The sequence below is a fragment of the Rickettsiella endosymbiont of Xylota segnis genome (assembly GCF_964019545.1).
Lineage (GTDB): Bacteria > Pseudomonadota > Gammaproteobacteria > Diplorickettsiales > Diplorickettsiaceae > Aquirickettsiella.
The window spans coordinates 1359635-1384766 of sequence record NZ_OZ026451.1; the positions used below are offsets into that span (position 1 = coordinate 1359635).

The 25132-nt window shown below is 36.6% G+C and carries 25 protein-coding genes; 13 read left to right on the forward strand and 12 right to left on the reverse strand.

Annotation, left to right across the window (positions count from 1 at the left end):
• The first annotated feature begins 131 nt into the window (after window positions 1–131).
• Complete coding sequence (ubiG, locus tag AACL18_RS06125; protein WP_339049986.1) at window positions 132–836, forward strand: bifunctional 2-polyprenyl-6-hydroxyphenol methylase/3-demethylubiquinol 3-O-methyltransferase UbiG; 705 nt, start codon at window positions 132–134, stop codon at window positions 834–836.
• Window positions 837–953: 117 nt separating this feature from the next.
• A complete protein-coding gene (locus tag AACL18_RS06130) occupies window positions 954–1661 on the forward strand; it encodes an HAD-IA family hydrolase (protein WP_339049987.1) in 708 nt (235 codons plus the stop codon).
• On the opposite strand, the gene AACL18_RS06135 is transcribed toward AACL18_RS06130, so the two are convergent.
• On the reverse strand, window positions 1632–2276 hold the full coding sequence (locus AACL18_RS06135) for a hypothetical protein (RefSeq protein ID WP_339049988.1): 645 nt from the start codon (window positions 2274–2276) through the stop codon (window positions 1632–1634). The genes AACL18_RS06130 and AACL18_RS06135 overlap by 30 nt on opposite strands.
• Window positions 2277–2440: 164 nt before the next feature.
• Here AACL18_RS06135 and AACL18_RS06140 point away from each other — a divergent pair, with 164 nt between their 5' ends.
• Window positions 2441–2830, forward strand: coding sequence for an acyl-CoA thioesterase (locus AACL18_RS06140; RefSeq protein WP_339049989.1), 390 nt, complete (start codon window positions 2441–2443; stop codon window positions 2828–2830).
• A 7-nt stretch (window positions 2831–2837) separates the two neighbouring features.
• Here the strand turns inward: AACL18_RS06140 and minE are convergent, their stop codons facing one another.
• Both minE and minD read right to left on the reverse strand, forming a co-directional pair.
• Window positions 2838–3116, reverse strand: a complete 279-nt coding sequence (gene minE, locus AACL18_RS06145) for a cell division topological specificity factor MinE (protein WP_339049992.1) — start codon at window positions 3114–3116, stop codon at window positions 2838–2840.
• A complete protein-coding gene (gene minD, locus AACL18_RS06150; protein WP_339049993.1) occupies window positions 3113–3937 on the reverse strand; it encodes a septum site-determining protein MinD in 825 nt (274 codons plus the stop codon). Before minD ends, minE begins: the two co-directional genes overlap by 4 nt.
• Before the next feature lie 268 nt (window positions 3938–4205).
• On the opposite strand from minD, the gene recO reads away from it, so the two are divergent.
• From recO to htpX, 6 genes are all read left to right on the forward strand, one after another.
• A complete protein-coding gene (gene recO / locus AACL18_RS06155) occupies window positions 4206–4922 on the forward strand; it encodes a DNA repair protein RecO (RefSeq protein WP_339049994.1) in 717 nt (238 codons plus the stop codon).
• A gap of 211 nt (window positions 4923–5133) precedes the next feature.
• Window positions 5134–5607, forward strand: coding sequence for a glycine zipper 2TM domain-containing protein (locus AACL18_RS06160; RefSeq protein WP_339049995.1), 474 nt, complete (start codon window positions 5134–5136; stop codon window positions 5605–5607).
• A gap of 74 nt (window positions 5608–5681) precedes the next feature.
• A complete protein-coding gene (locus AACL18_RS06165; protein WP_339049997.1) occupies window positions 5682–6935 on the forward strand; it encodes an AmpG family muropeptide MFS transporter in 1254 nt (417 codons plus the stop codon).
• A gap of 347 nt (window positions 6936–7282) precedes the next feature.
• Complete coding sequence (groES, locus tag AACL18_RS06170) at window positions 7283–7603, forward strand: co-chaperone GroES (RefSeq protein ID WP_339049999.1); 321 nt, start codon at window positions 7283–7285, stop codon at window positions 7601–7603.
• A 42-nt stretch (window positions 7604–7645) separates the two neighbouring features.
• Window positions 7646–9310, forward strand: coding sequence for a chaperonin GroEL (gene groL, locus AACL18_RS06175; RefSeq protein ID WP_339050000.1), 1665 nt, complete (start codon window positions 7646–7648; stop codon window positions 9308–9310).
• 116 nt (window positions 9311–9426) lie between these two features.
• Window positions 9427–10332 carry a protease HtpX gene (htpX, locus tag AACL18_RS06180; protein ID WP_339050001.1) on the forward strand — a complete coding sequence of 302 codons (906 nt, stop codon included), beginning with the start codon at window positions 9427–9429 and terminating at the stop codon, window positions 10330–10332.
• A 21-nt stretch (window positions 10333–10353) separates the two neighbouring features.
• Here the strand turns inward: htpX and AACL18_RS06185 are convergent, their stop codons facing one another.
• From AACL18_RS06185 to AACL18_RS06210, 6 genes are all read right to left on the reverse strand, one after another.
• A complete protein-coding gene (locus AACL18_RS06185) occupies window positions 10354–12306 on the reverse strand; it encodes a 3-hydroxyacyl-CoA dehydrogenase NAD-binding domain-containing protein (RefSeq protein ID WP_339050002.1) in 1953 nt (650 codons plus the stop codon).
• Window positions 12306–13637, reverse strand: coding sequence for an acetyl-CoA C-acetyltransferase (locus AACL18_RS06190; RefSeq protein WP_339050003.1), 1332 nt, complete (start codon window positions 13635–13637; stop codon window positions 12306–12308). The genes AACL18_RS06185 and AACL18_RS06190 overlap by 1 nt, the downstream gene beginning before the upstream one ends.
• A gap of 123 nt (window positions 13638–13760) precedes the next feature.
• Window positions 13761–15968 carry an acyl-CoA dehydrogenase gene (locus tag AACL18_RS06195; protein ID WP_339050005.1) on the reverse strand — a complete coding sequence of 736 codons (2208 nt, stop codon included), beginning with the start codon at window positions 15966–15968 and terminating at the stop codon, window positions 13761–13763.
• Between the two features lie 87 nt (window positions 15969–16055).
• Window positions 16056–16532: a pilus assembly PilX family protein gene (locus AACL18_RS06200; RefSeq protein WP_339050007.1), complete on the reverse strand. Its 477-nt coding sequence runs from the start codon at window positions 16530–16532 to the stop codon at window positions 16056–16058.
• Window positions 16519–17340: a PilW family protein gene (locus AACL18_RS06205; RefSeq protein ID WP_339050009.1), complete on the reverse strand. Its 822-nt coding sequence runs from the start codon at window positions 17338–17340 to the stop codon at window positions 16519–16521. Before AACL18_RS06205 ends, AACL18_RS06200 begins: the two co-directional genes overlap by 14 nt.
• Window positions 17341–17363: 23 nt before the next feature.
• Window positions 17364–17762 carry a type IV pilus modification PilV family protein gene (locus AACL18_RS06210; protein ID WP_339050010.1) on the reverse strand — a complete coding sequence of 133 codons (399 nt, stop codon included), beginning with the start codon at window positions 17760–17762 and terminating at the stop codon, window positions 17364–17366.
• Window positions 17763–17891: 129 nt separating this feature from the next.
• Between AACL18_RS06210 and AACL18_RS06215 the strand changes: the two genes are divergently transcribed.
• Window positions 17892–18065 (forward strand): hypothetical protein, encoded by a 174-nt coding sequence (locus tag AACL18_RS06215; RefSeq protein WP_339050012.1) that lies wholly within the window; start codon window positions 17892–17894, stop codon window positions 18063–18065.
• A 163-nt stretch (window positions 18066–18228) separates the two neighbouring features.
• On the opposite strand, the gene AACL18_RS06220 is transcribed toward AACL18_RS06215, so the two are convergent.
• The gene (locus tag AACL18_RS06220) at window positions 18229–19725 is read right to left on the reverse strand and encodes a leucyl aminopeptidase (RefSeq protein ID WP_339050014.1); all 1497 of its coding nucleotides are present in this window, start codon (window positions 19723–19725) and stop codon (window positions 18229–18231) included.
• Between the two features lie 292 nt (window positions 19726–20017).
• On the opposite strand from AACL18_RS06220, the gene lptF reads away from it, so the two are divergent.
• The 3 genes from lptF to AACL18_RS06235 are packed head-to-tail and all read left to right on the forward strand — an operon-like array spanning window position 20018 to window position 23835.
• Entirely contained in the window at window positions 20018–21148 is a 1131-nt protein-coding gene (gene lptF, locus AACL18_RS06225; protein WP_339050015.1) for an LPS export ABC transporter permease LptF, read from the forward strand.
• Window positions 21145–22212, forward strand: a complete 1068-nt coding sequence (gene lptG, locus AACL18_RS06230; RefSeq protein WP_339050017.1) for an LPS export ABC transporter permease LptG — start codon at window positions 21145–21147, stop codon at window positions 22210–22212. Before lptF ends, lptG begins: the two co-directional genes overlap by 4 nt.
• Before the next feature lie 12 nt (window positions 22213–22224).
• A complete protein-coding gene (locus tag AACL18_RS06235) occupies window positions 22225–23835 on the forward strand; it encodes an NAD+ synthase (RefSeq protein ID WP_339050019.1) in 1611 nt (536 codons plus the stop codon).
• Window positions 23836–23969: 134 nt separating this feature from the next.
• On the opposite strand, the gene AACL18_RS06240 is transcribed toward AACL18_RS06235, so the two are convergent.
• Window positions 23970–24734 carry an outer membrane protein assembly factor BamD gene (locus AACL18_RS06240; RefSeq protein ID WP_339050020.1) on the reverse strand — a complete coding sequence of 255 codons (765 nt, stop codon included), beginning with the start codon at window positions 24732–24734 and terminating at the stop codon, window positions 23970–23972.
• Window positions 24735–24869: 135 nt separating this feature from the next.
• Entirely contained in the window at window positions 24870–25085 is a 216-nt protein-coding gene (locus AACL18_RS06245) for a YgaP-like transmembrane domain (protein ID WP_339050021.1), read from the reverse strand.
• Between the last annotated feature and the right edge of the window lie 47 nt (window positions 25086–25132).

Sequence of the window (25132 nt, forward strand, 5' to 3'; positions counted from 1 at the left end):
CCATACCCGTTGGTAAAATCCTCAAATCCATTACTCCAGTTTATAACCAATAGACACTTTATAAGGGGTCAAGTAAACTAGCACATTGTAATACGCTCCCAACAAAAAACCAATGAAAACCATCTAATTTTATGTCAGCTTCTAATAGCGATTCAGCAGAAATCAGCAAGTTTACGCAGATGGCTGAGCAATGGTGGGATACTGAGGGTCTATGCAAACCCTTACACATCATCAATCCTCTGCGCTTAGATTTTATAACAGCACAACAAGCGCTTCCAGGTCAAAAAGTAATCGATATTGGTTGTGGTGGGGGAATATTAACCGAAACATTGGCTAAAAAAGCTGCTCAAGTTACCGGTATTGATAAAAGTAACTCCCTTCTAGAAGTTGCAAAAAAGCATGCAGAAGAAAATCAATTTTCAATCAAATATCACCTTACCGATGCAGAATCATTCGCTAAAAATCATAGTCAGTCCTTTGATGTGGTGTGCTGCATGGAGTTATTGGAACATGTCCCTGACCCCAGCTCGCTTATACAAGCTTGTAGTGACTTAGCTAAACCAGGCGCTAGCATTTTTTTTTCTACTATTAACCGTAACCCCTATGCTTACTTACTAGCCATACTCGGCGCGGAATATTTCTTAAAGCTTCTGCCGCGCGGAACGCATGATTATAAAAAGTTTATTCGCCCTTCAGAGTTGGCTAGCGCAGCTCGACAAGCTAATTTGATACTGCAAAAGTTTCAAGGCATCCACTATAATCCTCTTACCCAACATTATGCCTTAGGAAAAGATATCCGAGTCAATTATCTTGCTGCTTTTAAAAAGCGTGCCTAGTTATGCCATTTGCAATTTCAAAACTTGCAAAAATATACTCACAGCAATTGGATTTTTGGGAAAGCGCCGCTAGAATGAAACAACCTTCGTTCCTATGTTATACATGAGGATTGCCAGTTGAACGGCAACACAGACAAAAATTCAAGTGCGAAAAGTATAAATGGAATACTTTTTGACCTCGACGGAACCCTATTAGATACTGCTAGAGATTTAGCAGCCGCTCTCAATCACGTTTTAACCTTACAACAAAAAAAACCTTTGCCTATTGATAATATTCGACCTGCGATATCTACCGGCGTAGCTGGTTTATTGAAACTTGGACTCCAGATCGAGGTAAACGATCCTATTTTCCCTCAATTACGCAAACAATTTCTTGATTATTACACTCAACATATTTGTGTATTTACTCATTTATTCCCCGGTGTAGAAATTTTAATTAATTACTTACAAGAAAAAAAATGGCCTTGGGGTATTGTCACTAATAAATCGACTAGTTTAACTAAGCCGTTAATAAAAAAATTTCCATTACTCAATAAAGCTAAATGTATTATCGCCGGCGATACACTTAAATATAGTAAACCTCATCCCCTACCTTTATTATATGCGTGTACCTGCATAAACTGCCTTCCTGAAAATTGTATTTATGTTGGTGATGCTAAATGCGATATAGATGCGGCTAATGCCGCCGGTATGTATAGTCTTATCGCCCGGTATGGATATATTGGCGATAATGAAGATATTAATAACTGGAATGCTTCTGCAAAAATTTCTTCTGCGCACGATATTGTTGAATACTTAAGGCAATTTCATTCCGGACTGCAATAAATCATCACGACACTCACCGTCAACTTGATTAGATGCGCTTTTACTTGGTAATGTTAAGGGCGGTATCTCTCTCAATAGCTTAAAGCGTTTAGCCGAAACATTATTGCTTTCTGAAGAAATCCTCTTTTTAGTTTTGGCTGCGCTCAATATAGAAAAAAAAGGTCTAACAATAGAAATTGATTGTTTACTTTCATCCTTTAATTTATTTTTCTCTCTCAATAGGATTAAATCTTTGATCTCATCATTTTTTAAATCTAGTAATACTTGCAAATGTTCTTGATAAACACTTTTAGGAAATGACTCAACACTTTTTAACATGCATTCATAAATAGTTATTGGCTTGAAGCTAAATGCCCCAGGTAATTCAACCATTAATGCAAAAATATCTGTTTCCAAAAATCTTGTTATGTCCTTAATATTAATAACACGTGAAGTCGCATTTTTTTTTAACCCTTCTAATTCCTTAAAATGATCACTCAAATCTTCGTCACTATCATTTTTTAATTTTTCTAAATCTTTTTCTAATTGAAGCAATAATACACTAAATTGCTCATTTAAAATTGGTTCTTCATCGGAACTACTTATTTCTTCATAGATAGTTGTATTGTTAACCATAGGTTTTAAAAATTATAATAATATGGAAATAAACATATTATCCTAACATTAAAATTTTAAAAGAGTCTAAAGTCTATTTTAAATATCGTGAAAATAATACAGTAAAAGCTTAAAATAAGGATTTTTTGCTATACTTAAACTCCTTATTCTATCGAGTATCAAAGATGACTAATTTGTTAGAACCTACTTTACGGGTAAAAACCAGGCCTAACGATGCCAATAAAGCCGGCGATATTTTTGGTGGTTGGCTGATGTCACAAATCGACATTGCTGGAGCTATTGCTGCTGCGCAACGCGCTAAGGGCCCTGTCGTTACCGTTGCTGTCAAAGAATTAAGGTTCTTAAAACCTTTGTTTATTTATGATATTGCAAGCTTTTATACCAAGATTATCGCAATAGGAAAAACTTCAGTAACAATACAGGTAGAAGTCTATGCAAAACGTTACCAAGAAGGAGTGAATGAATCTACTCAAATTAAAGTTTCGGAAGCCAGTCTAATTTATGTAGCAGTATCAAAACCTGGAGAAAAACGTTTAATCCCCAACGAAGAATAAACCAAGGTTAAACACCATTACCTACAGTTATTTCTGCATTAGGTAGCGTTATATTTAATTCTAATATCGAGCAATTCCCAGTTCGTTCGAGCTCAACTTTCACTTGGTCTTGATCGATATCGACATATTTAGCAATGACTTCAATCAATTCCTGCTGTAATCTCGGTAAAAAGTCGGAATTATTCTCGGTTCTGCGTTCATGAGATACAATAATTTGTAAACGCTCTTTAGCAAGCGTCGCAGTGTTTTTAGGTTTATTTCTAAAAATATAATCTAACAAGCTCATGTTGCTACCTCCTCACGGCCAAAGAGACGACGTAACAAACCTTTCTTTTCTAGTTTAATAAATTTAAAAGGTATTTCTTCGCCTAATAAGCGAGAAACAGCATCCGCATAAGCCTGGTGCGCATCGCTTTCTCCGTTTAACGTAACGGGTACACCCGCATTGGATGCGCGTAATACCGCTTGTGATTCTGGAATAACGCTCAATAAGGGGATGGATAATATATCCAACACATCATCCACGCTAAGCATATCGCCCTTTTCTACTCGTGTTAAAGAATAACGTGTCAGGAGTAAATGTTGCTTCACTGGTTCAAGACCTAATTCAGCACGTCTCGATTTACTATCTAGGATTCCTAACATTCTATCGGAATCTCTAACAGAAGAAACTTCCGGGTTGCTGACAACAATCGCTGTATCAGCAAAATACATGGCTAAGGTTGCACCGCGTTCTATACCGGCAGGTGAATCACAAAGAATATAATCAAAATCTTTTTTGAGTTCGTCTAAAATTTTTTCCACGCCTTCCTTAGTCAAAGCATCTTTATCTCGAGTTTGTGAAGCAGGTAGAATATAAAGATTCTCTAGCCTTTTATCTTTAATTAAAGCTTGTTTAATATTCGCTTCGCCGCGAATCACATTCACAAAATCAAAAACAACTCGTCTTTCGCAACCCATAATTAAATCGAGATTACGTAAACCAATATCAAAATCAATAACGACTGTTTTAAACCCCCGAAAAGCAAGACCTGCTGCCATCGCAGCACTACTTGTCGTTTTTCCGACACCACCCTTTCCAGATGTAATAACAATAATTTCAGCCAAGGGTTGCTCCTATTATCAATTTAAAGAATGTTGTAGCGATCATTTTCAGCTAAGATTATTTTTTAGATTCGTTATGGCATTGCTTAGTAAGTGCTCACCCTATATATTGATGAACGCACCGTTAAAACACCTATATAGGCTAATATTACTGGATTTCCTTAAAAAGTGGAAGTTTTCTTACGCAAAAGATTAAAGTTTATTTTTTGCATAAGAAAAATACAAGACAAGTTAATATTGCATATTATTCTCATTTTTATCTTTTAGTTCTATGCTAAGCACCGAACAACTACAAGCTGCGTATATTTTGCACACCCGTCCTTATCGAGACACTAGTTTATTAATAGACGCATTTACAGCTTCGCAAGGTAGAATAAATCTTATTGCCAAAGGCGCGCGTGGAGTACGTGGAAAAAAATCACGCTTCAAAGGATCACTACAAGCTTTTGTACCCTTGCTACTTTCTTGGCGCGGCAAAACTGATCTCATGAATTTACTCAATGCAGAACCCCATCCTATTTCTCTTCCTCATTTAACAGGTAAACTTTTAGTTTGTGGTCTTTATCTCAATGAACTATTAATCCGTTTACTTTATCGTTACGATCCTTATCCGCATTTGTTCCAAGATTATCAAACGGCGCTGTGCAACTTACCTGACAATCCAGCTATTGCTTTACGTTTGTTTGAAAAAAAACTACTCGCTGAATTAGGTTATGCTTTATATCTGGATAAAGATAGTCAAACCAACCAAGCTCTTTTACCTTCTCAATCTTACCAATTTATACCAAGTCAAGGCTTAGTTGTTTGCTTAAATAAATCACTACCAAAACAATCAGTTTTTTCTGGCGCATCACTTTTGGCGATGCACCATGAAGCATGGGATACACCTATACATTTATTAGATGCAAAGCGTTTATTTCGTCTTGCTCTAAACTATCTACTCGAAGGCAAAACTATCCGTAGTCGTGAATTATTAATGCTGTCATAGTACTGGTAATCGTAATTCGCAAATACATACTCATAGCAACTGACAGAAATATGCTAAATTTAAAGCGTTAAATACATAACGTACGAGTTGACATCTAATAATATTATTAATATTATCTTCCAATAAGCATATGCGCCCTTAATTCAATACTTACTTCAACTTACTACTTAATATACTTTAGAATAATACACTAAAATTTACGGGGTTCATTATGAAGTTTCACATCCATTGCTTACTCTCTATCCTAGGTCTATCACTTTTAGCAGGTTGTGCGTCTTCTTTATCGCCGGACGTTTATACTACAAGTGGAGCTGGACAAGTTCAGCGTGTTGTTAAAGGTGTGGTAACCAGTAGCCGAGTTGTGAAAGTAACCGGAAATAGCGAGCTTGGTGTTGGAGGTATAGCCGGAGGTGCTTTAGGTGCTATTGCTGGCTCCGAAATAGGTGGAGGGAGAGGTAGTTTAGCCAGCGGAATTGGTGGCGCTCTATTAGGCGGTTTTGCAGGCAATCAAATTCAAAAAGGTCTTTCAACACAAACCGGCGTTGAATATGTAGTTAAACTCAGAAATAACTCGTTAATTTCTGTTGTACAAGCACCGACGCCAACTTTTAATCGCGGCCAGCATGTATTAGTACAATATGGTGTTGGTGGTCGTCCGCGCATCATTGCTGATCCCGATTACTAGGCACGTTAATTGTTTAACTCTTAACTCCTTAGATAATTGAAAGTTATATTTCCTCCATCTCTTCAGGAAAAAAAATGTCTACGACTAAACTCAGTAAACGAAATCTATTTTCGACTTTATTATTAGGATTTTCATCCGGTTTACCGCTCGCATTAACCTCTAGCACACTACAAGCTTGGTTTACAGTAACGGGTGCCAGTTTGCTGGCTATAGGTAGTTTAGGGTTAATCGGTCAACCTTATATCTATAAATTTCTTTGGGCGCCTTTACTTGATCGTTGGATCCCTCCTCTATTAGGACGGCGACGCGGTTGGATCATCCTTATCCAATTTGCTTTAATAGTAGCGATTTCTCTCATGGCTTTGGCTAATCCTCAAACCAGTGCTTCATTATTAATATCCGTTGCTTTTCTAGTTGCTTTTCTTTCAGCTTCACAGGACATTGCTATCGATGCGTATCGAACAGATATTCTTAAACCTAACGAACGAGGATTAGGAACCACATTGTATAGTTGGGGATATAGGGCTGCTATGCTAGTTTCTGGTGCAGCAGCACTTGCTTTAGCTGAATATATTGGCTGGCGTAGTACGTATTTGTTGATGGCATGTTTAATAGTTATTGGTCTTTTTGGCGCCTGGTTTGGTGAAGAACCTCATGATGATGAAGAAAAACACCCTCCCACTACTTTACGCGCTGCAGTCATTGAGCCTTTTAGAGATTTCTTAAGCCGAAAGTCTGCTTGGTTAATTTTATTATTTATTTTACTCTATAAGTTCGGTGATGCACTGAGTGTTTCGTTAACTACTCCTTTTCTAATTCGTGGCTTAGGCTTTTCTTTAAGCACCGTAGCTTTTGTTAATAAAGGAATCGGTTTCGTCGCTACCATGCTAGGACTTCTTGCAGGTGGGGTTTTAATGGCACGTATTAGTTTATTTCGCGCTTTGTTATATTTTGGTATTTTACAAGCTGTGGCCATTTTAACTTTTCTGCATCTGGCTATTGTCGGACATAATTACCATTGGCTGATTTTTGCGGTTTCTATCGATAGTTTTTGTAATGCCATGGGGAGTGTCGCTTTCGTCGCCTTATTCATGAGCTTATGCAATCATCGCTATACAGCCACCCAATTTGCTCTATTTACAGCATTCTCTAGTGTTGGGCGTGTTTTTGTAGGCCCACTAGCAGGTCTAATTGCTACCTATTATAGTTGGCCCGTATTTTTTGTATTATCGCTTGCAGCTTCTCTACCTGGCCTAGGCTTATTATGGTATTTACGAAACAACTTTAATAACAACCACTCTGATACTGTCCTGGAAAAAACTGCTTGAAATGATCAATTATCAAGGACGATAATCGTTTAGTTCCACTTTAACTTCATAGGTAAATTTACCGCTCCAATAGTACATCTAGCAAACACCCTAGTGACTACACATCGGTCAGCCTGACGCTTATTTTGTATGCCATTAGGTAAAGCCTAAAAAATAAGTTAAAACCTAGTAAATTTTTAACGTATTCGACTTGAATTTTCTTAGTATGCTCCCCATATAGAGTGGTGTTGGTGTGATAAAGTTAACTTATTGTACTCTTTATCAAACATCATTATGATTAGCCCCTGCTGAGGGGTTAATTTGATTAATATCCTCATATTGACAGTAATTCTTAAGGAGAAATCTGCATGAGTGTTGCATTAGAAAAACCTTTAGTTGAAAATTTAGTTCCTATGAACGATCGCATTCTCGTCAAACGAGATGAAGAAGAAGAAAGATCCGTAGGTGGTATTGTTATTCCAGATACCGCAAAAGAGAAACCTGTTAGGGGTACGGTAGTCGCTGTAGGGCATGGTAAACGCTTGAAATCAGGTCAAATTCAAACGTTAAGTATTAAAGTAGCCGATAAAATATATTTCGGAAAATATAGTGGAACTGAAATCAAACTTGATGGTAGAGAATATCTCATCATGCGTGAAGATGATGTTCTGGCGATAATCAAAGATTAATCACAATTTTAACCCTTATTTTTATTCAGAGGAATTAATACAATGGCTGCAAAAGTTTTACAATTTGGTGTAGATGCACGTACTTCTATCCTACGAGGTGTTGATATACTAGCAGAGGCCGTCAAAGTAACTTTAGGACCCAAAGGTCGGAATGTTATTTTAGACAAAAGTTTCGGCGCCCCTACCATCACCAAAGATGGTGTTTCTGTTGCGAAAGAAATTGAACTCAAAGATAAATTTGAGAATATGGGCGCACAAATGGTCAAAGAAGTGGCTTCTCAAACTTCAGACGAAGCAGGCGATGGTACGACCACTGCTACCGTGTTGGCTCAGGCTATTTTACGTGAAGGAATGAAAGCCGTTGCTGCTGGCATGAACCCAATGGATCTCAAGCGAGGTATTGATACTGCAGTAACAACTGCAATAGAAGCACTACAAGCTATTTCTAAACCTTGTGATGAGGATCATTGGATTACGCAAGTGGGTACTGTTTCAGCGAATGATGATAACGCTATTGGTGAAATTATCGCTAAAGCAATGAGCAAGGTGGGTAAAAAAGGAGTGATTACCGTAGAAGATGGTTCCGGCTTGAAAAATGAACTCGATACAGTAGAAGGTATGCAATTTGACCGTGGTTATCTCTCACCTTATTTCATCAACAACCAACAAAGCATGGCTTGCGAATTGGATAATCCTTATATTCTATTAGTGGATAAGAAAATCTCTAATATTCGCGAAATGCTACCTGTACTTGAAGGTGTGGCTAAAGCAGGTCGTTCTTTATTCATTATCGCAGAAGATGTAGAAGGCGAAGCATTAGCAACCTTAGTCGTAAACACCATTCGCGGTATTGTCAAAGTTTGTGCGGTGAAAGCACCTGGTTTTGGTGACCGCCGTAAAGAAATGCTGAAAGATATTGCTATTTTAACCAAAGCTAATGTTATCGCTGAAGAAATTGGCTTAACCCTTGAAAAGGCTACTCTAGACGACTTAGGTTCGGCTAAACGTGTGGTTGTCACTAAAGACAACACGACCATCATCGGCGGCGAAGGTGAAAAAAGCAAGATTCAATCTCGAATAGGTGAGATTGATGCTCAAATTAAAATCAGTACTTCTGACTACGATAAAGAAAAACTACAGGAACGCTCCGCTAAACTATCTGGTGGTGTTGCTGTCATTAAAGTTGGTGCTGCTACTGAAATGGAAATGAAAGAAAAGAAAGCACGTGTAGAGGATGCATTGCATGCAACTCGTGCTGCAGTTGAAGCAGGCATTGTCCCCGGCGGCGGTGTCGCTCTAATCCGAGCTTTAAGCGCCTTAAAAAAACTTAAAGGCATTAACCCTGATCAAGCACATGGTATTCATATTGTTGCCGATGCAATGTGCTCACCTTTACGTCAAATTGTTACTAATGCTGGCGGACGCCCTGATGTTGTTATTGATAAAGTACTGCATAGTACAGAAGTTAACTACGGCTACAATGCAGCAACAGGTGAATACGGTGACATGATCAAAATGGGTATTTTAGATCCTACTAAAGTAACCCAAACTGCATTACAAAATGCAGCTTCCATCGCTGGTCTCATGATTACTACAGAATGCATGATTGCAGAAATCCCTAAGAAGGATGAAGGCGCTGGCGCTCCTAGTGATATGGGTGGCATGGGCGGAATGGGTGGTATGGGCGGAATGGGTGGCATGATGTAACCCTTTAGTTTTATATCATAAAAAAACCCCGCTATTGCGGGGTTTTTCTTTTTCAATGAATTAAAGCTACACTTATGAAAAGAGCAAAATGATATCCTAGATGAGGAATTATTTTTATGTTTAGTCGTATTTTATTATTTTTAGGCACTAACATTTTAGTTATTGCTACTATTTCTATTGTTACCAATTTATTAGGCCTACATAGTTATCTCAGCTCTCACGGGATTAATTATCTATCGTTAGCTATTTTTTGTGCGTTGTGGGGCACAGCAGGGGCTTTTATTTCACTTTTAACGTCAAAATACATTGCCAAAAAAAGCACCGGTTTAAAAATCATTGATGCTAGTGCTGCCATAGGCGAAGAAAAAAATATCCTTGATGTTATCCACAATTTAGCACGAAAAGCTGGCTTGAAGGTTTTACCTGAAGTAGGAATTTACAATTCACCTGAACTGAATGCTTTTGCGACAGGCCCCACTAAAAATAATTCTTTAGTAGCTGTTTCTAGTGGTTTACTGCAAAAAATGAACTCCGCTGAAATTGAAGGGGTACTAGGACATGAAATCACTCATATCACTAATGGAGATATGGTTACCATGACGCTTATATTAGGCGTAATTAATGCGTTTGCTCTTTTTTTATCACGCATCGTAGCATACGTAATTTCTGTAGGCGCGGCTGGGCGTAATAATGATGAAGGATCGATAAGTGGCCCTGGACCGATGTTTTTTATGCTATCGATGGTATTTGATATTCTATTTACATTTTTAGGCAGTATTTTAGTGGCTGCTTTTTCTAGACATCGCGAATACCGCGCAGATAAAGGCGGTGCTCTGTTAGCAGGTCGGGACAAAATGATTGAAGCGTTACAAGCCTTACAAAAAGCAATGGAGCCTGAAGATACGCGCGCTCCTTCTTTGTCGGCGTTAAAAATATCGCATAAAAGTGGTGGATTTCGTGCTTTATTTTCAAGCCACCCACCCTTGGAATTACGCATTGAACGTTTGCAAAAAGGAGAATAATAATTAGCTTATAAAAATAATTTACAAGTCACCTTGCTCCTTTGCATATTGCATCAAACCACCGCGGAAAGGAGCAAATCCTGCCCCAAATATAATTCCAGCATCAATTAAATCACTATCTGCAACAACTTTTTCTTCCAAACATTTTTTAGCTTCATCTATCATCGGCTGAATTAAACTATCTGTTAAATTAGTTGGCGCTTTATAATCTTCAGGAATTTTTTCTTTTATAGGCTTCCCTTTTTTATAACGATAAAATCCTTTCTCCGTTTTTCGTCCTAGATCCTTGTTAGCGACCATTTTCTCTAAACCTTCAGGTATAATGCTACCTAAAGATTCACTGAGAATTTTAGCTACTGCTAAGCAAATATCTAGACCTACCGTATCGGCTAACTCTAAAGGCCCCATCGGCATACCGAAATCTACAGCCGCTTTATCTATAACTGGCGCTGGAATTCCAGTCTGCAATAATAATACTGATTGCATTAAATAGGGCATTAATAAACGATTAACTAAAAATCCGGGTGAGCTTTTTACAGGTAAAGGCAAACGATTAATTTGACGAACAAATGCTAAACCCTTTTCTATGACGTCAGGCGCAGTGATTGCCGATTGCACCACTTCTACCAATGGCATTTTAGCTACCGGATTAAAAAAATGTAAACTAATTAAACGCTCTGGATGTCGTAATCCTTGTTGTATATCTTCTAAAACAATACTCGATGTATTGCTAGCCAATAATGTTTCAGATTTAATTTGATTCTCTAACTGCCGAAATAAATCTTGTTTGACGATTAAATCTTCAAATATCGCTTCAATAATAATATCCGCCCTATGTATACCATAGCCTGCTAAATCAGGTACTAGTCTATCCATAGCGGCTTGAATAGCCCGAGGTGTCTTTAATCGTTTTTGGAATAATGCATAAGCTCTCGTCATAGCCGGAGCAATATATTTCGCCTCACGATCCTGTAGAGTGACATACAATCCCTGTAAAGCACACCAAGCAGCAATATCCCCTCCCATAGTTCCTGCTCCTATGACATGAACATGTTTAAAACATATGTTATTTTTTTTTCCAAATTTCTTTAAACGTTCTTTTAAAAAAAAGACTCTCATTAAATTCTTTGCTGTAGGAGTCAGAGCCAATTCACTTAAAGAAATTGCTTCATGTAAAAATGCTTGATTATTGACACCATATTGTTTCCATAGATGAAGCGCAGCATAAGGCGCAGGATAATGTTTAGGATTAACTTTAACACTTAGACGACGTTGCACAATTTTGCTAATAATATTTCTCATCCAATGATAATTAGTTATTTTTTTCCAATTTATTGCAAAAAAAGAATTCTTTTTTTTGATTTTTGCTGAAGCATAAAATAAAGCCGCTCGTTCAGCTTGTCGCAACGGAACAAGCTGATCAATTAAACCTAACTTAAGTGCCTTATAAGGTGAAATTGTTTTTCCTGTTAAAATTAATTCGAGCGCAGAAGGTCCTCCCAATAAACGTGGCAAACGTATAGTTCCTCCCCAACCAGGATGAATTCCAAGCAGTACCTCTGGCAAACCTAAACGAGTTTTATCGTCAGCAACAGCAATACGATAATCACAAGCTAAAGCAAGTTCTAAGCCCCCCCCCAAACACAAGCCATTGATCAAAGCAACTGTGGAAATATTGAGTGCTGCTAATTCATCAAATACTTTTTGTCCAAGTTGAATAAACGTTAGGATCTCTTCCTTGGTTTTTAATTTACTGATGGCTTGAATATTAGCACCTACAATAAAACCATTTACTTTATTAGAAGTAATTATTAGGCCTTGTACTGATTTATCATTAGAAATTTCCTGGATGATTGCGCTTAATTCAGTTAATACATTTTCATCTAGATTATTGCTAGAGCTATTTTCTTTATCAAAATACAACCAAAGAACGTGTTCTTTTTGTTGCAATCGCCAATTTAAATAGCTTTTCATCAGACTACTCCCGTATTAGTTCTAGCCATATTTTCGAGTAACAGCGCACCACCTTGTCCACCACCAATGCAGAGTGTTGCTATACCATAACGTGCTTGTTTCCTTTTTAAAATATGGGCTAGATGCAAAACTATACGCGCACCACTCGCACCGACAGGATGACCCATAGCAACCGCTCCCCCATCTATATTGAGTTTGGCTTGATCTATTTTTCCTAAAACTTGAGTTAAACCCAGTTGATTTTTACAATAATCAACATCTTGCCAAGCTGCTAAACAAGCTAAAACCTGACCTGCAAACGCTTCGTTAATTTCCCAAAAATCGATATTTTCAAAAGTGAGTGCTTGTTTTTTCAAAAGCGCTGCTACCGCATGTACTGGACCTAAACCCATTTCACTCGGATCAACCCCTGCCCATGCCACATCGACTATGCGCGTTAAAATCGGCAATTGATATTTTTGTACTGCTTCTTCACTTGCTAAAATTAAAAAAGCAGCTCCATCCGTAATTTGAGAACTATTACCTGCAGTTACCAAACCAAAAGGTTTATCAAAAAAAGGATGCAATCTAGTTAGTTTTTCTAAACTCGTATCACGACGCAACCCATTATCAAAAGAATAATAAATATTTTGTTTGTCATAAATCGGATTTATTTCTTCCTTAAAAATTCCTGCATCTTGTGCCATTGCTAAACGCTGGTGGCTTTGTAAAGAAAACTCATCCATTTCTTCACGTGTAATTCCAAAACGATGGGCAATTATTTCTGCAGTTTGACCCATTCCTAAGCCTACAATCGGATCTGTTAAACCATGTAGTAGAGCAATAATCGGTTTTAAATATTTCAGTTTAAATTGTGTAAGTAGCTTTAAACGAGCAAAGAAATTCTTAGCTAAACTCCATTCAGCAAACCAAACGGTCATTTCTTTGCTCAGTAGCAGGGGCGCTTGGCTCATCGCCTCTGTCCCACCTGCTAATACTAAGTTATATCTTCCACAAGCAATATCTAAAGCCGCACTATCTAAAGCTTGCATACCTGAAGCACAATTCCGCTGTACTGTATAAGCTGGCACTGCTTTACCACAACCTAACCGCAATGCAATGACACGACTGATATTAGCCTCATCAGGACTTGGCATAACACAACCCGTAACCACTTCATCCAGTTGATCGGGAGTAAATGCTTGACGTGCTAATAAATAACGTCCTGCTTGTACAGCTAAATCAGAAGCTGAAAAATTTCCTGGGCCTCCACGTACTTTTAACCAGGGAGTGCGCATGCCATCCACAATGTAAACTGATCGTGCAAAATCTGATCGATCTCTAGCTTGCATAAACATTTTTCCCGTAAGTATTTTCTTGCATGAGACTAGTCAAGAGTTAACGCCATTTTAATATACCTTCTGTCAGTGAATGTGCAAGTTAGCACCCTTTACAACTAAACAAAAAAATGACCATTAAAAAGCATCAACTTGCATCGCATCTTGCTGATATTTTTTAACCAACAGAAATTGTTCCATTTCTTCTTGGGTAAGAATTTTGTCTGTTAACGCTATCTCTAGCTGTCGTTCATTATCAAAGTTTAGCTTTAAACCTTGTTTTTTTAATTTCTCAAGAATGGGTTGTATTCTCATAAATTCCTTAAAAGCAATTTCCATACGCCCGGTTGGATCTTTTATTTTTTTTCCTAAATAACAATTCTGAGTTATACGATCTCGGAATTTACTAGTTTTTGTCATTATCGATACTAACTGCCAATCTTGTTTGTCAGTTGGTAATTGATAAGGCCGGCCTAAAGGAAAAACAATAAATTTTAGTAACTTAGCTAAAAAAGGTTTAGGAAAATTAATAAAAAACCTTTCAAATGCATATTGGATATGATAGAGGCAATAATCTAATCCCCAACGCGCATAAGTATCGTCTTCCTTTGACAAAGGAAATTCTTGGATATACCGAATAACGCTAGATGCTATATAAAGATAACTTAAAACATCACCTAAGCGTGCCGATAATCGTTCTTTACGTTTTAAATTCCCCCCCAAAATTAACAAAGTAAAATCAGTAACTAGCGCTAAAGCTGCGGATAAGCGCGAAATTTGTCGATAATAATAACCGAATTGCCTTATGGGCGTTTCTACAAAAAAATGACCTAAACCGAAAGCAAATAGAAATGTTTTTAATAAATTCTTTATACAATAAAAAAAATGTTGAACTAATAGTTTATCTAAAGTAGAAATATCTTTTTTCTCAATAGCTTGCATTTCATCTCTTAAATAGGGATGACAACGTACTGCTCCTTGACCAAATAAAATAAGATTACGAGTTAAAATATTTGCCCCTTCCACTGTTATTGATATCGGTATGGCAATGTAGCCTTGTGCCAAATAATTACGTGGACCCATTTGGATACCACGTCCTCCGTGAATGTCCATCGCATCATTAATAATAGTGCGAGCAAATTCTGTCATATGGTATTTTGCTATTGAAGAAGCTAACGCAGGTTTCAGCGAAGCATCCACTGCAGTCACTGTAAACTGGCGTGTCGCTTCTATTAAATAAGTTAATCCTGCGATTCTTGCTAAAGCCGCTGCAACACCTTCAAACTGAGCAATTGATAAATGAAACTGCTCTCTTAATACGCTATAAGCCCCTGTCATACGATAAGCTAATTGGGCCTGTGCAGCACTGACAGCCGGTAATGAAATACCTCTACCTATCGATAAGCATTCCATCAACATACGCCAACCTTGACCTAACATTTTCTCGCCACCAATAACAAAACTGATAGGAATAAAAACGTTTTTACCTACTATTGGGCCATTCATAAAAGCTAAACCCATAGGCGAATGTCTTTTACCTATTTCAATGCCATCCAATGAAGAAGGCACCAAAGCAAGTGTAATGCCTATTTGTTTTTTTTCTCCCAGTAGCTTATCAGGATCCACTAATTTAAACGCAACGCCTATAACCGTAGCGATAGGTGCTAAAGTAATATAACGTTTATTAAAATGGAGTCGTATTCCCAGCATTTCTTTATCTTGATAAATTTCTTTACACACTATCCCATGATCTTCAAGTGCCGCTGCATCACTACCTGCATCCACAGAGGTTAATGCAAAACAAGGGATTTCTTCTCCTCTAGCAAGTCGAGGCAAATAATAATTTTTTTGATCTTCTGTTCCATAATGAAGTAATAATTCTGCCGGTCCGAGAGAATTCGGGACTAAAGCATTGACAGCTGCGCTAACCGAACGTGTCGCAATTTTCAATACAATAGAAGAATGGGCTAAAGCAGAAAAACCTAATCCTTCATATTTTTTTGGAATGACCATACCAAAAAACTTTTGTTTTTTTAAAAACTCCCAAACTGTAGCTGGTAAATCATGCTCTACTGTTAAAATGTTAAAATCATCTAGCATGCTACAAAGCACTTCTACTTGGTCATTGATAAAAGCTTCCTCTTCATGAGTTAGGTTTGATAAAGAAATACTATGTAAAGCTTTCCAATCCGGCAGGCCGCGAAATAAATCTTTTTCCCACCACAAATCACCTGCTTCTAGAACAATTTTTTCTGTTTCGCTAATAGGCGGGAGTATTCTGCTTAAATATGCTAAAAATGGTTTAACTAGAAAAATTCTTCGCAATGGCGTTACGCACAACAACATTATCAAAATCAAGATAAAAAAACATAAACTAATCATTACCCACATTAGTTACTCCCATAATCTAAGTAGCAAACTCAATTTATTACTTCAAGATGTACTGCTTAATTCTCGCCAAGAACTACGTCCAGTTTTTTTTAAAGTAAGCTCTCCATGTTGACAAGCTACTTTTGCTTTAACTACATAAGTAGTTTTTAGCGTAAGCACTCCTACGGTCATTTGTTTTGCTTGCACAATAACGTCATAAATATAAGCTAAGCTTTGGTTAATACAATACGGTGTTATATGCCTTATAATTTTGGAGCTAATTTGAAAATCAGCATAATTAAAATGCTCATGCAACTCAGAAATAAATGTCGAAAAACTTGTAAGTCGATATTCCGTTAATTTTAATCCAGCTTCCGCAGCCTGAAATTGCTGTGCTGTAATGACCATATTTTGACTCATACGTAATTCTAAATAAGAACTATTCAAAATCGATAATGTCATTAAAGACATAATAAAAAGAAAAAATAATACCGTCACTAATATAAATCCTTGTTGATTACTTTCTTTATATTCGCTCACGTAATCCTATTACTTGCTTCCATTCTTGTTGCAATTGATTGTTGTCTGTCAATAATAGTCTAATTTCTACACTACGCACATTTGCCCAATGTTTTACTTCATTAGCATTCTTGTAATGCAAAGTACCATCATCATTTTTTATACCCAATTTTATCGACATTCTTTTTATCCCTTCAATTAATTCTGTAGGCTTGTAAAAAGATTGATTTAAATTACGCCGATATAAAGCATAAATAGGCTGCCCCATTTCATTCAAACGTCCTGTATCGCCAATGTAATAAATAATTTTATTAAATAAGCCAATTTCACTACCTTTTTGATAGCTGTAAGTCAGATGGATATTATTCCAATAAATAATCTCAGCATGTTGGCAATCACTGATGAGTAAAGTATCTTTAGGCCGAAGTACCATTTTATTTGTTAAAACAATATGATTAGACTTTGCTTCATTGACCGAAAAAGTATTGGGATCAAGAAATTGGATTAAAATTGCATCACTGTCCTTTTGATACTTAGCAAGCTTAGATAAGCTTAACTTTGCTGTCGTATATCCTTTATGCCAAACAACTAAGCTAGTATTGGCTGATAAATGGTTATTTAATGTCATAACATCGGCTAAACGCACACAACCTATAAAACCTGCCATGCGAATATCATGACTAAGCAAGTGAAAGGCAAGGCGTGCTTTGGTGGGGATAATATTTAAAGTCTGAGTTAATTGATAAATATTTTTGCTATAAATAAAAATGTTTATAATTCCTACACTAAGAAATAAAGACAAACTTATTGCTATCATTAGTTCAATCAAGCTGTATCCTTGCTCTCTGCTTTTCATGCAGTAAATAATAAAGTGAGAGACGATTGAAATTTAGAAAAAGGAGAGAACCACTGAATTTTGCTTTGATAATTAGATAAATTAAGTTGCGAGATCTGCCCCATTCCTTTCGGAAAACTTTCTTGTATCTCTTTTTTCCATAGGATTAATGCTTGTTGCAAACAACCCGGCTGAGATTCACAAATTGTAAAATTCTCAGCAAGTTCCACATTCTTTAAACCGGCTAAATTGATTAAGTAAGCATGTTCACTGACATGCAAAGCCCTCAATTGAGCCTGCGCAAAACCCAATAGACTAAAACTTAATATTGCCGTAGCAACCATAACTTCAATTAAGCTAAATCCCTGTTGATGACTTAATAGCACTAATTTTTCACTTTTATTTAAGTTATTCATTTTCTATTAAATTATTATATTAATAATTTAATAGTTATGCAATAAAACATTCAAAAGGGCTTCCTTTTATTTTTCTTTAATAGTAAACTCCTGCGACGAATATTCTTTCCTAAAAGGCGAAATAAAACTATGAATAAAAAAATAATTGGTATGCTGATTAGTGTTGCTTTATTGTCTGCCTGCGCAGGCAAAACTCCAAGTCCTATTATTCCACATCCTCAATGTTGCAATGACACAAAACAAAAACCAAAGGACAATAAAACTAAAACTTCCAATAATATTCCTAAAGAATTTATAAGGTAAAAAGTGGGTTTAGGCATAGCAGTATTTTAAATTGCCCTGCTTTTTATAGGCTTTAGCAATGTGTTATATAACGTTTAGCGTTTGCATTTGATTCTGCATCTCACCCTATCCATAGTAATTTTTGGATAGGGTTGAGAATGTAGAATAATGATAACAGAGTAATCTACTTCAAATTGTTCTTACAACGATTCAGTAAAAATTGCACTATTAAAGATACTGGTCGGCCTGTCGCCGTTTTCTCTGGTCCACTTTTCCAAGCAGTCCCAGCAATATCTAAATGTGCCCAATTTAATTTTTTAGTAAATCGAGATAAAAAACAAGCAGCTGTAATACTCTTACCGCCACCCGCACCCACATTAGAAATATCGGCTACATTGCTGTCGATTTGTTGCTGGTATTCATCCCATAAAGGTAACGGCCATACTCTATCTTGACTTTGTTGACCCGCTTTCTCGATTTCCAGAGCAAGTTCCATACTATTACTCATCATACCCGTAGCTACTGCGCCTAATGCAACAATAATAGCGCCCGTCAAAGTAGCCATATCAATAACCACATCCGGGTTAAAACGTTCACTATAGGTTAAGGCATCTGCTAAAATTAAACGCCCTTCTGCATCGGTATTAATGACCTCTACATTCAGCCCCGATAGAGTTTTTATCACATCACCGGGCTTAACAGCGGTACCACTTGGTAAATTTTCAGTTAATGGCATTATGCCTACCACATGAATAGGCAATTTAAGTTCAGCAATAACTTTTAAAATTCCCATCACACTAGCAGCACCTGACATATCATATTTCATTTCTTCCATTCCAGCGGCAGGTTTTAAACAAATTCCACCTGAGTCAAAAGTTACTCCCTTTCCGACTAGTACAATAGGTTGTTGTTCTAGTGCTCCCTGATATTCTAAAGTAATGAACTTGACTGGTTCTTCAGAACCCTGCGCTACTGCTAATAACCCACCCATGCCTTCTTTTTTTATTGCAGCTTCATCTAATATGTTAATCCTAAGGCCGGTATCATTCGCTAATTTTTTGGCTTGTTCCGCCATGATGCTAGGTGTACATAAATTAGCGGGCAGATTAGCGAGATCTTTAGTTAATTTTATTCCATGAGTAATGGCTGTAGCCTGTTTTATTGTCTCTGCGGCTTTCGCCGATTCTTTAGAATTGGGAAGATTAAAAATAAATCTTTTCGGTGGAGATATTTTATTTTTTTTATCTGTTTTTAATTCATCAAAGCAATAAAAACAATCTTCAATAAGCTCAATACTCTGGCGTATCTGCTTATCAAGATCACACGCTTTCATTGAAATATCAGTTAAAAAACTTGTTACTTCATCAACTTGTAAAGTTTTTAAGGCACATGCCATACAACTAATAATTTTACGAAAATCTGCTATGGATAAAGTGGATTCTTCCCCGCAATAAACTAAAAGAACGCGTGATGCAGATATTCCTGGAACATTATAAAACATAATGCTTTTACCACATTCTTCTATTAAATCACCTTTATCTAAAATTTTTTGGATATATCCCTGACTATGTTTATTTAATAGTTGAGCAGATTGAGAAAGTCGTTTACCCTGAAAAATACTGACGATTAAGCAATCACTCGTCTGTTTAATAAGATCAATAGAATTGATAGAATATTGCATAGTCACCTCAAATTATTTTATTAATAACCCTTGCACTTTACGACATACATCCTTAACTTATAAGGAGCGAGATATCCGCTCATAGAATGACCCAAGCCAAGTTTGGACTCAGCCCATTCAAGGGGAGAATCGCAGCTTTTCAAATCTTCATGGCGAGATGAAAGCATTTCTAAGTGCAAACAAGCGCCAATGTGCAATGAGTATAAACCAGTTTACCTAATTTATACTTATTTGCTAGATTCAATACTCTCTTTATGAAATAATTTGAATTATTCTATTTTTAACCTACAAAATGATTCTTTTTCGTTATCTAACTCGAGAGGTACTTACTAGTCTTTCTCTCATAACTAGTCTTTTATTCCTGATTTTAATGAGCAATGAATTTGTTCATTATCTTAATCAAGTAGCAGGCGGGAAATTTGCCGCGAGTATCTTATGGGAATTGATAGTTTTAGAATCTCCTCGTTTTTTAGCCATACTTCTCCCTTTTAGCTTATTCCTTGCCATATTATTCACCTACGGTCGCCTTTATGCCGATTATGAGATGACAGTGCTTAACGCCTGCGGATTCAGTTTAGGTCAATTAACCCGCATGAGTCTACCCTTTATTTTCCTGCTAACTGTTATAGTAGCTAGCTTAAACCTTTGGTTAAACCCTTTTTTATTAAGTTATCAGAATAAACTGCTGAACCAGACTGGAACAGCCGTGGAATTACAAACCGTACAGCCTGGAAGTTTTCAACAAACTAATGGAGGTCATCGTATTGTTTACGTTGAAAGTGTCTCAGCTGATCATAAAACAGTAAAAAACATTTTCATGGCACAAACAAACCCACAAAAATTACCATCCGAGATAACGCCCTGGACTATACTTAGTGCTAATAGTGGTTACCAAATGATTGATCCAATCACCAAAGAGCCTTTTTTTGTTGCAGTGGAAGGAAAACGTTACCAAGGAATTCCCGGCCAAACAGAATACTATATTACACAATTTCTAAAATACGGAATCCGTATTGATTTAGATACTAGCACAGCTAATAAACAACAAGATGCTTTGTCGAGTATTACTTTATGGAATGCAAGCCAAGCTAATAAACCTAGCTATTTTTCTGAACTACAATGGCGCCTTTCCGCACCAATTTCAATTTTACTTCTGGCTTTGCTAGCTATACCACTCAGTAGAGTTAATCCAAGACAAGGAAAATATCTGCATATATTACCTGCCATAATCATTTATATTATGTATCTTAATTTATTATTGGTAGGACGTAATTGGATAGAAAATGGAGATATCTCTTACCGCTGGGGTCTATGGTGGATACATGGCCTACTCATTCTTACCATAATATTTGCCTGGTGTTATGCTTTAGGATGGAATAGGGTCAAATATAACTTACTGCATTTAGTTAAGCTAAGACCATGAAAATCATCGATCGTTACTTAGGCAGAACCATTATCAGCACTACCCTTTCTGTCCTTGGAATATTATTAATTCTTTTTTCCGTAATTAAACTAATTGCAGAAACCCGTGATGTAGGAAATGGTCATTATACCTTAGCAAGTGCTTTTTATTACGTATTGCTGACCCTCCCATCCCAATTTTATAGTTTTTTTCCAGTAGCTATCTTGTTAGGTAGCATTCTTGGTTTAAGTGTTTTAGCAAAACACAGTGAACTAATGATATTACATTCCAATGGTGTCTCTCTTTATCAAATGGCTTGGAGTTTAATTAAAGCTACTTTGCTGGTTGTTTTTCTAGCTGTTTTGATTGGGGAAGGATTAGCACCGCGCGCTGCTCGTCTAGCAGAAAATCATAAGTCTTTTCTTACCACAAATGGCCAAACGTTAATGACCCAACAAGGAGCTGTTTGGATTCGAGATGGGCATAATTATATTTATATTCAGTCAATTTTGGATCCAGCTCATTTAAATAAAGTAAGTCGTTACCAATTTGATGATAATAATAATCTATTGGAAGCAAGCTTTGCCAAACGGGTTAATTATGAAGAAAATACTTGGAATGCCTACGATATTGCAAGCAGTATAATTTCCTTAAAAAAAACTCAAGCCAAACATATAGCACATGAAATTTGGCCCCTTTCTTTTAGTCCTAAGCTTTTGAATATTTCTATTATTAAGCCAGAAGAAATGTCTTTAAGACAGCTTAATGATTATATTCGTTATCGTCGAAAAAACCTTCTAAACGTCAGCCGTTATTCTTTAGCTTTTTGGCAACGTATATTACAACCGGCTGCTATATGGGTTATGCTTTGTTTGGCTATTCCTTTTACTTTTAAACATTTAAGAACGTTAGCTACTAGTTTGAGGACTATTGCAGGAGTTGCAGTAGGGTTTGGTTTTTACCTTTTAAATGATTTTTTTGGTCCATTTGCCATTGTCTATCAATGGCCGCCCTTTTTAGCTGCACTACTTCCTATACTCATTTTTATGTTCATCGCTATTATATTAATGCGTTGGGCTCGATAACTCGAGGTTACTATGCCAACAACATTCCGCATCGCCATAGCTCAATTAAATTTTTTAGTGGGTGATATTGAAGGGAATACACAAATAATTTTAGACAGTATACAAAGAGCCAAACAAGCTTCAGTCGATCTATTGATTTTTCCCGAACTCGCTTTAAGTGGTTATCCTCCCGAAGATCTACTTTTACGTGAAGATTTTAAAAAAAAAATCTATTATGCCTTAAAAATTATTCAAGAAAAATCTAATGATATCGCTATTTTATTAGGTCATCCAGATTATAGTTCTAAAGAGATTTTTAATGCCGCAAGCCTAATAGAAAATAAAAAAATTGTTTGTACCTATCATAAACAATATTTACCCAATTTTGGTGTCTTTGATGAACGACGTTATTTTAATCCTGGAAATTCAGATGGTTTATTTAAAATAAAAGGTCTCAATATAGGTATTTTAATTTGTGAAGATCTTTGGTGCAGTCAGCCTGCATCTGCACTTAAAGAGAAAGGTGCACAATTATTAGTATGTATCAATGCTTCTCCTTTTGATTATACAAAAGCCAAACAACGTTTTAAGGTAACCACCGACCGCATAAAAGAAACAGACTTACCCGTACTTTATGTACATGGTGTGGGCGGACAAGACGATTTAGTATTTGATGGTGGTTCCCAAGCATTTGATGCTAAAGGTCATCTCGTCGCCGAAGCAGGTTTTTTCAAAGAAACCTTGTGGTTAGTTGATCTCAAAATTAATTCATCGGTTCAATTTATAGCGCAAACTCTTTTATCTAAACCTTTAATTAATGAAACCATCTATAAAGCTCTGGTGCTTGCTGTGCGTGATTATGTGAATAAAAATCATTTTCCAGGTGTTTTAATCGGTATTTCCGGTGGCATCGATTCTGCATTAGTTTTAGCTATTGCAGTGGACGCCTTAGGAAAGGATCGTGTTCAGGCTGTCTTTTTACCTTCACGTTACACCTCAAAACTTAGTCATGATATTGTGAGAATTCTTGTAAACAAATTAGGTGTGCATAATAAAACGCTCTCCATTGAGCCTAGCTTTTCAGCATTTTTAACTACATTAAATTTTGATATTAAACATCCTCCTATAGGGCTTACTACTGAAAATATTCAAGCACGTTGTCGTGCAGTATTATTGATGGCTTTATCTAATCAATCTGGAAATCTTTTATTAAATTGCACTAATAAAAGTGAGTTAGCTGTGGGTTATGGTACTTTATACGGAGATATGACTGGTGGATTTTCGATACTTAAAGATATATCTAAAACTCGTGTTTATCAACTAGCAACTTATCGCAATAATAATGGCATTTTTCCAGATGCGTTATTGTCACGCCCACCTAGTGCTGAACTTTCCGAAAACCAAAAAGATGAAGACACCCTACCGCCTTATGCTCAACTTGATAGCATTTTAGAACTGTATGTAGAACAAGATAAAAGTATAGATGATATTGTTGAAGCGGGATTTGCTAAAGAAATGGTGCAAAGAATTATTAATTTAGTTAATAAGAATGAATATAAACGTCGCCAATTGGCTCCTGGCCCCAAGATCACACCGCGGGCTTTTGGTCGAGAACGCCGTTACCCGATTACTTCTGGTTTTTAATAACATGCGCTTGTAATACTCACAGTATAGATTTTGGACAAGGCGCCAGGAGAACGAAGCAACCGCGGTGTATTTTTATACATAAAGATTGCGCGTTGGCAACACATTCAAGCATCCAGGTACGAAGAGTATAGTCAAATATTTACATAATCTGCATCAGGATAATTTAATCTAAACACAGCCAAACTCTGATTCGCCAACTCTTCTAAACCCAAAATACGATAAGACTTAATCATAATAATCAAAGCTTTTTGGATTTCAGGCGCTCCTTGGTAACGTTGTATAATTTCATTAGCCCGATTTGCTGCAGCCACATAGGCTTTTTTATGGAAATAATAATCAGCAATATGTAATTCATAACTTGCAAATAAATTACGCAAATAAATCATGCGCTGGCGAGCATCGGGAACGTATTGGCTATCAGGATAACGACGAATCAATTCTGCGAATTCTTGATATCCTAATTGCATAGTCCCTGGATCACGCAAAGACAAATCAATCGGTACATAACGTAAATACCAACCTCTATCTTGATCCATATCCGCCATTGCTTGCATATAGTATGCATAATCAATATGTTCACTATGGGGATATAAATGAATAAAACGCTCGGCTGCGGATTTCGCCGATGGCGCATCACCATCCTTATAGTACGCATATATCAATTCTAATTGGGCTTTCTCTGCATAACGATTAAAAGGATAGAGTACATCTAATGCCTCATAGGCTTTAATAGCTTGACTAAAATTCCGATCAACTAAATATTCTTTTGCATTTTGATAGATTTGGTTAACTGTTTGTCCTTTAAAAGCAATAAATGGATCATTGGAATGACTAGCACACGCAGACAGCATAGCCAATACAAAATTCACCAAAAATACAAATTTAAATATTTTCACAATACTTTTCAATAAAGCTATGCTTTATTCCCTTTTTTAAAGTGAAGGAAGGAATAAGCGAAATTACTGTCTACTTTTTTATTCAGCATCCAAAAAGTCAAATTTTATTATTATTAATTTGACTAGCAAATCCATTTAATCTTTTTTACGGAAAATCTCATTGAGCTTAAATTTCTCTGCCAAAATAGGAATTCCACACCAGCCTATGATGGCCTCGATAATGAGAATAACACCCACTAAAAAAGCAAATAATTTGCCCAGACCCAATAACACACCAATCAATAATACAATACCAATCACCAAACGTGAAAGACGTTCATTGGATTCAAGATTGCTTGCTACATTGAACATAGATAGTATCCTCTATTAAGTCGTAATAAAAAGGCATCGCTCCCGTC